Here is a 13155-nt window from a genome sequence, read left to right as displayed (position 1 = left end):
TACAACAATACTATTAAACAAAACTTACGTTAAAATTATTTCAAATTATATGAAATCCATTTTCACACCTGCTTGTATGAGGTTTGCTTTCTGATGGTTAATTGTTGTTTGATTAGAGTAGTGGGTGGTGATAAGAGTTTTTACGCTTTCGCGAAAGCGTAATTAAAACCTTTATTTTTTAATAATGACACCTTGTCATACTTTGACCGATGGCATACTCCTTGTCTATTTGTGAGTGTTGAAAAAATTAAATAACACTTAAATACATATATAATGAGTAAAATAATAGGAATTGACTTGGGTACTACCAACTCGTGCGTTGCTGTAATGGAAGGTAACGAGCCTACGGTAATCCCTAATGCAGAAGGTAAGAGAACTACTCCATCTGTCATTGCCTTTGTAGAAGGTGGTGAGATTAAAGTAGGAGACCCTGCAAAAAGACAAGCTGTAACAAACCCTACAAAGACTATCGCTTCTGTAAAGCGTTTTATGGGTAACAAATTTTCTGAATCTAGCAAAGAGGCAGAGCGTGCAGCATATAAAGTAGTAAAAGGTGACAATGATACACCACGTGTAGACATAGATGGCCGTTTATATACACCTCAAGAATTATCTGCAATGACTCTTCAAAAAATGAAGAAAACGGCAGAAGATTACTTAGGACAAGATGTAACTAGAGCTGTAATTACGGTTCCAGCATACTTTAACGATTCTCAACGTCAGGCTACAAAAGAAGCTGGAGAGATTGCAGGTCTTAAAGTAGAGCGTATCATAAATGAGCCTACAGCAGCAGCACTTGCTTATGGTCTTGATAAAAAAGATACAGATCAAAAAATCGTTGTTTTTGACTTTGGAGGAGGAACACACGATGTATCTATACTAGAACTAGGAGATGGCGTTTTTGAAGTATTATCTACAGATGGTGATACACACTTAGGTGGTGATGACGTAGATCAAAAAATCATAAACTGGCTAGCAGAAGAGTTTATTGCAGATGAGGATATGGACCTACGTAAAGACCCAATGGCTTTACAACGTCTTAAAGAAGCTGCAGAAAAGGCTAAGATTGAGCTTTCTTCTTCTACACAGACAGAAATTAACCTTCCTTATGTTACTGCTACGGCTTCTGGGCCTAAGCACTTAGTACGTACTTTAAGCCGTGCAAAATTTGAAGCGTTAATAGACGACCTAGTAAAAAGAACAATAGAGCCTTGCCAGACAGCACTTAAATCTGCTGGATTAAGTACAGGAGATATCGATGAGATTATTCTTGTAGGAGGATCTACTCGTATCCCTGCAGTACAGGCAGCGGTAGAGAAGTTCTTTGGTAAAGCACCGTCAAAAGGTGTAAACCCAGATGAGGTTGTTGCCGTAGGAGCAGCAATACAAGGAGGAGTACTTACTGGAGATGTAAAAGATGTATTACTACTAGATGTAACACCACTTTCATTAGGTATTGAGACTATGGGTAATGTATTTACAAAACTTATAGAAGCAAACACTACAATACCTACTAAGAAGTCACAAGTATTCTCTACAGCGGCAGATAATCAGCCTAGTGTAGATATACACGTACTACAAGGTGAGCGCCCTATGGCGGCAGATAACAAAACGATAGGTCGTTTCCAGTTAACTGATATTCCACCAGCACAAAGAGGTGTACCACAAATTGAAGTAACTTTTGATATTGATGCAAATGGTATCATTAAAGTAAGTGCAGTAGATAAAGCAACTGGAAAATCTCAGGATATCCGTATCGAGGCATCTTCTGGACTATCTGAAGAAGAAATTGCAAAGATGAAAGCAGAGGCAGAAGCAAATGCAGAGTCTGATAAAAAAGCAAAAGAAACTGCAGATAAGATAAACGAGGCAGATGGTATGATTTTCCAAACGGAAAAACAACTTACTGAGTTTGGTGATAAGTTATCTGACGATAAGAAGAAGCCTATCGAAGATGCACTTGCAGAGCTTAAAGCAGCTTACGAGACTAAGTCTGTAGACGCGATTACTCCAGCACTAGATAAGATTAACGAAGCTTGGAAGGTTGCATCTGAAGAGATGTATAAAGCACAAGCAGATGCTGCTGGGCAACCAGGACCAGATGCACAAGCTGGACCAGATGCTGGCGGAGATACTGCTAGTGATGTAGAAGACGTAGACTTCGAAGAAGTCAAGTAGCCTGTACTGAGCTTAGTCGAAGTATAGACTTCGAAGAAGTTAAGTACTATTTACTAAGTGTAGTCGAAGTATAGATTTTTGAAGAAGTGAAATATTTGCTTAACAAAAAGCAATAATTTACTGAGACACTATATATATGAAAATCCCTTTAACGTGAAGTTAAAGGGATTTTTTTTTGCGCTTTCGCGAAAGCGGTGTTGCACACATCTCTACAAAATCTAATTTATAGAAGATAATGTATGGCTTTTTTGTAGTATTAATCATACAGTAGTGTAGTACAACTGTATAAATATGCACTATAACGAGTTTTTTATAGAGGTCTCACCTATATTTGCGACACTAAACCAGTCTAATTATGGGGAAATTATACCTGTTTCTTATCTTTTTTGTAACCGTAGCTACAACAACATTTGCACAATGTGGTGACACAGAGACTTTTACTGTTTGTGATATGACTGTTGTAGATGGTGATAGCAACGGTACTCCAGATGGAATCATAAATCTATATGAAGAGTTCTCTACACTGAGCGGTACAACTATCACTGCTGCAGACGGTATGTGGTTTGATCCAAACTTTAACTTTGCCCTAGATGTAGTTACTGGTGACCTTTATTTATGGGATCTTGATAGCTCTTCAGAACTTGATACAGATTATCAATTTGAATTTTTGAGCGGTACATCTGGCTGTCCAGAAGATGTGCAATACTTATTTAATATCGTACTAGGTCCTTATTCTGGAACTGTTGCAAACACGATGGATGGTGCCATAAACTTACAGGTATGTCAACCAGCTCCACCAGCAGAGTGTATGCAGTTTACAGAGATTGACTTGTTTCAAACTATGCTTTCTAATCCTAGTCCACATAGCAATGGGGAGTGGACATATACTGGGTCGAGTGCTAACTTTGTTTCTATAACTGGCAACCGTTTTCTTAACGTAAACATTCCATATCAAGAGGGTCCACCGCTAGTAGATGAAGAGACATTTGAGCTAGTTTATACAGTGCCAGGTATAACACCTTGTGATGCAGAGCAATCTACAACCGTTACAGTATCTGTGGTTAGGGAGCCTTTTGCTGGATTTGCAAATCAATTTAATATCTGTGATACAGAACTTATAGCTGGTAATTATGATGGAGATATTGATTTACTAGAAGATGAGTTTCTAGTAAACGAAAATATAGAAGGAATATGGCTAGATGCGACAGACCCTACAGGTCAAATCACGGGTCCAGCAGATTCTGTAATTAATCTTGCTCAGGTGTATGCAGATCTTGTAATGAGTAACCCTAGGTTTGGATCACAAACTTACGAGTACCAATATTTTGTAGAAAGTAGGTCTACCGTTTGTAATGATGCGACAAGCACCATAGGTTTTACATTTTATGAATCTGTAAGGCCATTTAGTCAAAATGAAAATGAAGCAACATTTTGTACTACAGATGAAACATTAGGAAGTGTTAATCTATATGATTATGTAGAATTTACTACAGAAAATGGAGTGCTTTTTGATTATCCTAATAATGATTACACTAACTGGACATTGATTTCTGGACCTTCAGATTTAGGATTAGTTTCTAACACAGGTGATATCGCTACAACGACAGAAGATCCAGGGTATACAAGTCAAGGTACTATAGATTTATCAAATCTCGATCCTCTCACCGCTGCTGGAACATATGTTTTTGAGTTTACTGTAGATGAGGAGTATAATGCAGAGGCAATAGAAGAACAAGTTTTTGATATTCCTGACGGTTGTTCTTCAGAAATAAATGAGAATCACCCTTGTGATACTCAAACCGCTCAAATTACTATAGTCATTACAAATCCAAACTATGCAGGAGAAGACACTGCAGATCTTGAATTTTGTGAGAATGAAGAAACACTTACACTTACAGATTTACTAGAGACAGATGGTGTACAAACAGTATATGTTGGGCCAGATGGTGTATGGACAGACACAGCAACATCTATTGTGATAGATAATAACTTTGTTATTCCAGAAATTACTGGAGGTTCACAAACCTTTGATTTTGTATACAACACAACAACTAGCGCTAGTGACTGTGCAGATAGCGCTACATTGAGCTTTACTATTTATGAGCAATATGATGCTGGGGAAGATACTCTGGTAGATATTTGTGCAAATAGTGAAGAGGTAGATCTTTTTACACTACTAGAAGGTAGTCCAGATACTAATGGAACTTGGACGGGTCCAGAAGGATACACTACTACAGATAATGTTGCAAATTATGATCCAGCGACTAATGCCGCAGGAGATTATGTATACACCGTGCCTAGCAATGAAAGTTGTGATGAAGATATGGCAACATTAAGTATAACGCTACTCGAGTTTCTGTATGCAGGAGAAGATACTGCAGGCGTAGAGATATGTGATGTAGATGCAGAGTCTCCTATTAATCTTATCAATTTATTAGATACAAATGGTACAGATACTATTTATGAAGGAACACAAGGAGTCTGGACAGATACGGTAAGTGGCGAGGAAGTTGCAAATCCATTTTTATACGCAGAAATAGATGGGCAAGCAACCTTTAATTTTACTTATACGACAACTTCAGATGATGGTTGTATAGATAGTGCGACACTAGAGTTTACCATATTTGAAAGTGTAAGTCCAGGTGTAGACGCAATTTATGAGACCTGTGCTGTAGATGATGTTGTAAACTTATTTGACTTTTTAGAAGGTACTCCTGCTACAACGGGAACTTGGACAGGTCCTGAGGGATATATAACCACAGATAATGAAGCAATTTTTGACCCTACAATAAACGCCGAGGGTAACTATATATATACTACACCAGCAAATGGTGTTTGCGAAGCGTTAAGTGCAACAGTTACGGTTTCCTTTTTTGAAAATAATTATCCTGGAGAAGATACTGCTGGTGTTACTATTTGTGACGAGGCTGGATTTGTGAGTCTTATCTCTTTGCTAGAAACAAACGGTGTTGAGGTTATTTATTCTGGACCTCTAGGTGAGTTTACAGATGCGGTAACAGGTGAAGTGGTAGATAACTTCTTTTTCTTTCCGGAGATAGATGGTGAGCAGGATTTTAGTTTTATTTATGCGACCACTACAGAAAATGGTTGTGATGCCCAAGCTACATTAGACTTTACAGTCTTTGAGCAAGAAGATCCGGGTATTACATCAAGTATTGTACTGTGCCAAGATGATGCGCCACTTGATTTATTTTTATCACTCTCTGGTACTCCAGATATAACAGGAACTTGGACGGGGCCTGGTGGTTACGTTTCTTCTTCAAGCGAGGCGATATTAGACCCTATGACCGCGCTAGACGGAGATTATATTTATACCATTGCTGCTACAGATGTGTGTCCAGAGGCCTTTGCTTGGGTAAATGTCACTGTAAACGGAATCGCAAATGCAGGAGAAGATCTAGACACCTTTGTTTGTCCTGGTGATTATACACTCTCGCTTTTTGACTTTTTGAGCGAAGGGGCAGATGTAACGGGACAGTTTATAAATCTAGATACGTCGCTTACTATAGAGGATGGGCTACTGTATATAGGCGATTTTGAACCTGGGACGTTCTCATATATGTACCTCGTAGAAAATGACAACTGTGGTGATGATGATGCGACTATCACTTTTACTATAACAGCGATAGATGCGCCTTCGGTAGCAGATCCAGAGACGTTTTGTATTAATGATGATCAGACTTTGGGAGATATTTTAGTTACTGGAGCGGCAGTTTATAATTGGTACGCTTTCGCGGAAGCGGGCTCCCCCTTACCATTATCCACATTGCTAGAAAATAATGTCACGTATTATGTGGCTGCCATAGATGAAAATGGTTGTGAGTCTGAAAGAGTTTCATACCTAGCCGATATCTTGCCACTTACTGATGGTAGCTGCCAGCAAGAGATATCTGACGGGGTGTCTGACAATGGTGATGGTCAAAACGATTTTCTAGACTTAGGAACGTACCCAGATTTATATCCAAATTTTGATATTCAAATCTTTAATAGATACGGTACCATTGTGTATAGAGGAAATAAAAATACTCCAGCCTTTGACGGAAGTGCAAACACTGGCTCAGGACTAGGAGATCAATTACCTACGGGTGTGTATTTCTATATCCTTTATCCAAACGACTCGGAGACAGAACCTATAGACGGTAACTTTTACTTAAGTAGATAAAATAAAAAGCATATTATGAAATTTAGATTATTCATACTAGCGGCATTTTGTAGTTTATCTACGCTCGCACAACAAGAACCACAGTACACGCAGTATATGTACAATCAGGGTGTGGTAAACCCTGCATATATGATTAATGAGCCAGGACTCATACGCATAGGGAGTCTATACAGATCGCAATGGGTAGGTCTTGAAGGAGCTCCTACCACAGCAAACGTTTTTGCAAACATCCCACTCAACGAGCGAGTAGAGATAGGTGTTAATTATGTAAATGACCAGATAGGAGATGTACTTACTACAAATAATTTTAATGTAAACTTTGCTTACAGAATTAATGTAGCAGAAAGTACTAATCTGTCATTTGGGTTAAAACTAGGAGTAGATAACCAGAGTCTTGATTTTACGGGGCAAAATATTACAAGTGACCAAGCCTTTCAAAATGGCCAGACAACATCTCTTAATGTAGGTGCTGGGGTATTTCTCTTTAAAGAAAATTATTATGTAGGCTTAAGTTCTCCTAGTGTGATTCCTTATAAAATAGAAAATAGATTTGAAGATGGAGGAAGCTCTGTACTTTATAAAAAAGATCCTACTGCTTACTTAATGGCTGGATATGTTTATGAGGTGACAGATATGCTCAAGATCAAGCCTTCTGGTGTAGCAAAGTGGGTGAGTGGTGCACCACTTACTTTTGACCTCTCTGTAAACGCACTTTATGATGATAAATTTGAGCTAGGTGTCTCATATAGACATCAAGATGCTATCGCAGCTCTTGCCGGCTTTAATATCACAAACAGTCTCAAATTAGGTTATAGCTACGATTTTAATGTAAGTGATCTTAACAGCTTTAATAATGGGAGTCACGAGATTGTATTGTTATACACTTTTGACATATTAGGCTTACAGAAAAGATACATCTCACCTAGATTTTATTAAGATGAAAAATATATACCTACTACTTGCAATACTGTGCCTGAGTACAACAGTCATTGCACAATCTAAAAAAGGAGATCGGTTCTTTAAGAGAGGAGATTATATAGGTGCTGCACATTATTATGAGCAAGCACTTAAGGATAATAACTCTAAAGAAAATTTAAGTAAAGTAATAGATGCCTACTACTTAGGTCAAGATTATAAAAGCGCAGCCTTATATCTTAATCAACTTGTAAATGAGCGTTTTAATGATCAAGATAGAACGTTTGATAATGAATTTAATTTTAAAATGTACCACGCACTAACGGTCACCGGTGAGGGCGTAGAAGCATTAAACTACCTTGAAGCTTATTATAAAAACAAAGGAGAAGATTTTGATAAAACTAAAGCGCTAGAAACAGTCAAAGCCTTATCTAGCAGTAATCCTAAATTTGATGCTACAAAGAGTAACATAAGCTCTGAGGCAGATGATTTTGGACCTGTACGTGTAGGTGATAGTGTGTTCTTTACCTCAGACCGTCTCAATGATGAGGTTTTTAGAACTTTATTTGCAAAACGTTTTAAGTCTACGCAAAGACCTTTTCTCGATATTTATGGAGTCCGAGTAAATGATAAAAATGAACTAGCTGGTGAAGCCGTTCGTTTAGGTCAAGGTGTAAATTCTTCATTGCACGATGGTAACATAAGCTTTAACGCTGCAGGTGATGAGATGTACATCTCGCGTAGCGCCTATGAAAAAAGTGATTCAAAAAGAATTTTTGATGAAGAAGGGACTAACCGAGTTCACTTATATAAAAGTGTGCGCATAGACGAGGTTTGGAGAGAGGCAGAGCGATTACCTTTTGTAAAGGAGGAATTTTCATATATGCACCCTACCCTCACTAAAGATGGTAAGCGACTTTACTTTGCTTCAGATATGGATGGCGGTCTAGGTGGTTATGATATTTATTATGTAACGGTACATCTTGATGGCTCTTATGGTACACCCGTAAATTTAGGACCTACCATAAATACAGTTCACAGAGAGCAATTTCCTTATGTGTCAGACAGTGGGGACTTATACTTTGCTACAGACGGAAGATTAGGACTGGGATTATTAGACATCTTTGTAGCCCCACTTACCGTAAAAGGATTTACAGAACCTATTAATCTAGGCGCACCTGTAAACTCGCCTTATGATGACTTTAGTCTCACATACTACTCTCAAAATGAAGGTCTTTTTGCAACAAGCAGAAGCGGAAAAGATGATGATATTTATAGTTTTGTCCAGACAGGTGAGCTTATTACTAGAAAGTTTAACACACGATTTGAAATAAGAGATGCTGTAACAAATGAGTTAATAAGTGATGCAACTATTAAGATTATAGGATATCAAGGAAAAGAAATTTACAAGAAGACACAAGCCGTTGCGGGCACTTTTACCGTGCCACTTACTGTAGATGATTATACATTTATAGGCTCTGGAGATAATCACGAGCAAGGTAGCCTAGACTTCCAGATAAGAGGCGTGCAAGAGGCTCCTTATGTGATTAAAGTAAATCGCATATTTACCGAGTCAGAACTCACGATGATGAAACAAAAGAATCTTGCAAAAGATCTTAAAGATAAGGACCCTAGTCGCTTTGAGTTGCTCACAGACACACAGTCGCCACAAGTGGTGGAAAAAGAAGGTAAGCTATTTATAGATGTAGCTCCTATTTACTTTGATTTTGATTTATACAGTATAAGAGAGGATTCTCAAGTTGTACTCGATGAGCTTGCTGCAAAGCTTATAAAGTATAAACGCATCAAAATGAAAATACAATCTCATACAGATAGTCGTGGGCCAGAGGCATATAATGTTCCGTTATCACAAAACAGAGCAAAAGCTACCTTTGATTACCTTGTAGAAAAAGGAATAGACCCTACTCGCATACAGTATCAAGGTTATGGTAACAGCCAGCCAGTAGTAGAGTGTCCAGCGGGGCAATGTACAGAAGAAGAGCACCAGCTCAACAGGCGTAGTGAGTTTGAGATAACAGGTTACTAGAGATATAATCATTCATAAAAAAAAGCAACAGTTTATGTTGCTTTTTTTGGTTTACGCTTTCGCGAAAGCGTACTCATAACCAGTACTTACATAAGTTGAGTACTTATCTCATTTATAAATGGGACGTGCACCTCGTGCTTTCCTTTAAACACCTGCACATTTAATCTATTACCAAAAAGCGCCGAACCTTTGAGCTGTTGCTCTGTCTTACGGGCTTCTGTGATGTACTCATCCTCATCTCCATAGAGATAAGTTACTGTAGTGCTTTGTGGTAAATAATTAAAGTCTGTTGCTTCGAGTTCTTGAGGTATCGCACCAGAGTGTAGCAGTAGATAATCACAAGATAGCGCTCTGTGTGCCATCCAGCGTGTGAGTATAGAGACTCCTTGCGAGTAACCCATAAAGATAAAGCGTACTTCTTGATTTCCTATTTTCTCAAGTTCTTTGCTCCACATTGCATCTAGATAGGCAAAGAGATTTTCCTTCTCGGTTTCTATATTTTCTCTAGTAAGCCAGCTTGCACCTATGTATTTAAAACGTTTATCTTGATAGTACTTACTAGGCGCCTGTGGTGCTATGATATAATTCTCAGTAGTATCTAGAGCCTTAAAGTACTTGATAAAATATTTTGATAAATACCCCATACCGTGTAGTGCTACCCATACATTTTTAGTCTGTGAGGTTACATCATTAAGTGTGGTATACGTATTAGTATGTGTGTAGGTTATACTATTTTCTTCCATAGGTTATAAAAGTAGAAAAGCTTGTAGAATCTTGTTAGTAATAAGGCATAAAAAAAACCACTCGATAGAGTGGTTTTAGGTTGCTTTGAGAGCAACTTATATGTTAATACCTACTGGTAGTAGCTTTTTGTACTTACGACGGTTAGAGCGCATAAATTTTGCAATTTCTGGACTTGTAGGGACGAGGTTAATCTCTCTATCTGCTACTTCCTTAAAAACGGCTATTATAAACTCGTTCATATGGTCTTCTGTGCCTTCTGGCATAAATATTTTAGTGAGGAAGATCTTACGCTCTTGTAAGGAATATTCCATTTTTGCAAGCTTTCCGTCAAAGGTAGTTTCGAATTGTCTTAGAAACTCATTGTCTGTCAATTCAATTGCTGTTGTAGCCTCCATAAATTTTGAAAAATATTTAGTATTTGTAATATAATTAACACGTAATAAGAAATCAGTCTTTAGTTTTATGCGCTGTAAACGCTGGTATCTGAGAATATTTTTAAAACATATGAATTTCTTAATAAGAAAGTGTTGCAAATTTACAAAAAATTCCCGAAATAGGCCACTACTTCTATGTTAAACCCTTATTCCTAAGTAAGATGATACACGTGTATTTGATGCCTGGTATGGCTGCAAATCCTTCTATATTTGAAAATATAAGCTTACCGAGTGCTTCTTATACTACGCATTTACTAGAATGGCAGCTGCCAGAACCTGGGGAGTCACTATCACAGTATGCGCTACGTATGACACAGTTTATAAAGCACGATGATATTGTATTGCTAGGCGTGAGTTTTGGTGGAGTGCTCGTACAAGAGATGGCAAAGCATATCAAGGTGCGCAAGCTCATACTAGTAAGCACTGTAAAAAGCAAGTATGAATTACCGAGGCGAATGAAGCTTTCGCGAAAGCTAAAACTCTACAAAGCACTTCCAGCCAGTCTTATAGAAGATGTTGATAAACTTGCAAAATATGCCTTTGGAGAAACCATAAAAAACCGCGTAGATTTGTACCAGAAATATCTATCTATGAATGATAGAAGATATATGAAGTGGGCAGTAAAAGAAATGGTGTGCTGGGATCAAGAAACCCCTACAGAAAATGCGATACATATACACGGAACGGCAGATAAGGTGTTTCCAGTCAAGTATATAGATAATTGTATAGAGGTTCAAGATGGAACACATATAATGGTGATAACTCGTGCAAAATGGTTTAATGAACATTTGCCGAAACTCATTGAAAATGAGTAAATTGATTTAAAATAGAAAAGACGATGATAATGATGAAGAAAATTTTTGCAGGTGTGGCGATAGTCGCAGTTGCCGGTCTTGTTATAAACTCTGCAAAAGCTCCACAGGAGCAAGAGGAAGAACAAGTACCCGTAAAAGATGAAAAAGTACGAAGCGAAAAACTAGTAAACGATTATAATGTATATGCCATCCCTATGCCAGATGGACTCAACTTTGCTGGTGAGGAAGTGCCTGTACAAAATCCAGACATTAAGGAACGTATGGATCGCGAACTTCTGGTAAATACATACTGGCAGTCTAATGCGTTATTGCTTTTTAAAAGAGCGCATAAATACTTTCCTATCATAGAGCCCATACTTGCCGAAGAGGGCGTACCAGATGATCTTAAATATCTTGCAGTTATTGAGAGTGGTCTTACGCAGGCGGTATCACCTGCAAGAGCTACAGGTTTCTGGCAAATTATGAAAGAAACGGGTAAGGAGTACGGTCTAGAAGTAAACAGCAATGTAGATGAGCGTTACCACATAGAGAAGTCTACAAGGGCTGCTTGTCAGTACTTAAAGAAGTCTAAAGAGCGTTTTGGAAACTGGACGGCTGCTGCTGCTGCATATAATGCAGGTAACTATGGTGTGTCACGTCGCTTTGAGGAGCAAAATGTAAATGATTATTATGACCTACTTTTAGGGGAAGAGACAGGGAGATATGTCTTTAGAATTATCGCGCTTAAAGAGATTCTTAGTAACCCAAAAAAGTATGGATTTAATTATAGAACAGAAGACCTATATACAGCTGTACCTACATACAAGGTAGAAGTTGATACAGCAGTCACAGATTTTGTAAAATTTGCTGAGCGTTTTGGGATTAATTATAAGATTTTAAAAATACATAACCCTTGGTTGAGAGAGCCTAAGCTCAATAACAGCTCAAGAAAGAAATATTATATAGAGATACCTAAACAAGGAGCATACTCTTTAGGGAGATAACAATGTAACAACACATTGTTGTAAATGAAAAGCCTGACAGAAATATTACTGTCAGGCTTTTTCTATTATTCAAGATATAATGAAGGTGTTATTTGTTTATCACGATGGGAGCCTCGCTCAGTGTTTCTTGTTTAAAAAGAAGCTCTGTGAGTAAGTTTTTGTAAAGGTCATAATTCTCAAGGGCGGCATCTTTTTCATCTTTTGCCATTTTATTAGAGAGTCTTCTTTTTATATTAATAATTGTCTTGTCTGATGTGATGGTATAAGCAAGAGGCAGGCCTAAGGAGTGCTTAAGATTTTTAATAATCTGTGTGTACTTGTTATCTGAGTCATCTACATAAAGCACGTCAATATTACGATGATATCCTTTTGCTAGTTTTTTTACCTCCTTGTTGTTTCCCCAGTGCAGTAATATTATAGATACGTCATCTCCATACTGGGCTGCTAGTTCATTAAGAGCCGCTTGTTCTCCTTTACAATTTATACGCCAGCTAGAGTAGGTGAGTAGCATTACTGGTTTTGTATAGTCATTAAGTGTTACCGCTTTTTTAGAAAGTTTAGTCACCGTAAAATTGTCCATTAGAGACCCTGCGATTTTATCTTGAACAAGATTATCAAAAAGTACTTTGACTTTGTCTTGTTCTAAATTTCTAATAGCGTCTTCGGCTTGTAAAAGATAGGCAGGTAGGTGCGTGTCTAGCACATCAGAAAAAAACAGTTGAGAGTTTTGAGCCGATAGTGTAATGTGCGCAGTAAGAAGGAGTGTAAGTAATAATCTTCCCATAGTCATACCTTTATACTAGCAAGGTATGTGAGTAGGATGTAAAAAAGAAATTTTTTCGCTTAAGCGCTCAAA

9 protein-coding genes are annotated in these 13155 nt (G+C 37.8%); 6 read left to right on the top strand and 3 right to left on the bottom strand.

All coding sequences use genetic code 11. The features are described from left to right. Positions 1-273: 273 nt before the first annotated feature. The 4 genes from dnaK to MED134_RS03890 all read left to right on the top strand — a co-directional run bounded on the left by dnaK (position 274) and on the right by MED134_RS03890 (position 9323). Positions 274-2178, top strand: a complete 1905-nt coding sequence (gene dnaK / locus MED134_RS03905; RefSeq protein WP_021778665.1) for a molecular chaperone DnaK — start codon at positions 274-276, stop codon at positions 2176-2178. Positions 2179-2533: 355 nt separating this feature from the next. Beyond that, positions 2534-6361 carry a gliding motility-associated C-terminal domain-containing protein gene (locus MED134_RS03900; protein ID WP_021778666.1) on the top strand — a complete coding sequence of 1276 codons (3828 nt, stop codon included), beginning with the start codon at positions 2534-2536 and terminating at the stop codon, positions 6359-6361. 15 nt (positions 6362-6376) lie between these two features. Then, positions 6377-7297, top strand: coding sequence for a type IX secretion system membrane protein PorP/SprF (locus tag MED134_RS03895; RefSeq protein WP_021778667.1), 921 nt, complete (start codon positions 6377-6379; stop codon positions 7295-7297). Position 7298: 1 nt separating this feature from the next. Then, positions 7299-9323: an OmpA family protein gene (locus tag MED134_RS03890; protein ID WP_021778668.1), complete on the top strand. Its 2025-nt coding sequence runs from the start codon at positions 7299-7301 to the stop codon at positions 9321-9323. 86 nt (positions 9324-9409) lie between these two features. Here MED134_RS03890 and MED134_RS03885 read toward each other — a convergent pair whose 3' ends face one another. Both MED134_RS03885 and MED134_RS03880 read right to left on the bottom strand, forming a co-directional pair. Beyond that, positions 9410-10066 (bottom strand): alpha/beta hydrolase, encoded by a 657-nt coding sequence (locus MED134_RS03885; RefSeq protein WP_021778669.1) that lies wholly within the window; start codon positions 10064-10066, stop codon positions 9410-9412. A 96-nt stretch (positions 10067-10162) separates the two neighbouring features. Continuing rightward, positions 10163-10462 carry a hypothetical protein gene (locus MED134_RS03880; protein ID WP_021778670.1) on the bottom strand — a complete coding sequence of 100 codons (300 nt, stop codon included), beginning with the start codon at positions 10460-10462 and terminating at the stop codon, positions 10163-10165. Between the two features lie 200 nt (positions 10463-10662). On the opposite strand from MED134_RS03880, the gene MED134_RS03875 reads away from it, so the two are divergent. After that, a complete protein-coding gene (locus MED134_RS03875; protein ID WP_021778671.1) occupies positions 10663-11316 on the top strand; it encodes an alpha/beta fold hydrolase in 654 nt (217 codons plus the stop codon). 29 nt (positions 11317-11345) lie between these two features. Beyond that, positions 11346-12299 carry a lytic transglycosylase domain-containing protein gene (locus MED134_RS03870; protein ID WP_410470303.1) on the top strand — a complete coding sequence of 318 codons (954 nt, stop codon included), beginning with the start codon at positions 11346-11348 and terminating at the stop codon, positions 12297-12299. Between the two features lie 88 nt (positions 12300-12387). Here the strand turns inward: MED134_RS03870 and MED134_RS14665 are convergent, their stop codons facing one another. Then, positions 12388-13083, bottom strand: a complete 696-nt coding sequence (locus tag MED134_RS14665; RefSeq protein ID WP_021778673.1) for a TlpA family protein disulfide reductase — start codon at positions 13081-13083, stop codon at positions 12388-12390. Positions 13084-13155 lie beyond the last annotated feature (72 nt).

The organism is Dokdonia sp. MED134, assembly GCF_000152925.2.
Classification (GTDB): Bacteria; Bacteroidota; Bacteroidia; order Flavobacteriales; family Flavobacteriaceae; genus Dokdonia.
The sequence above is the reverse complement of the archived record's forward strand: the minus strand, read 5'-3'. Positions and strand labels throughout refer to the sequence as shown.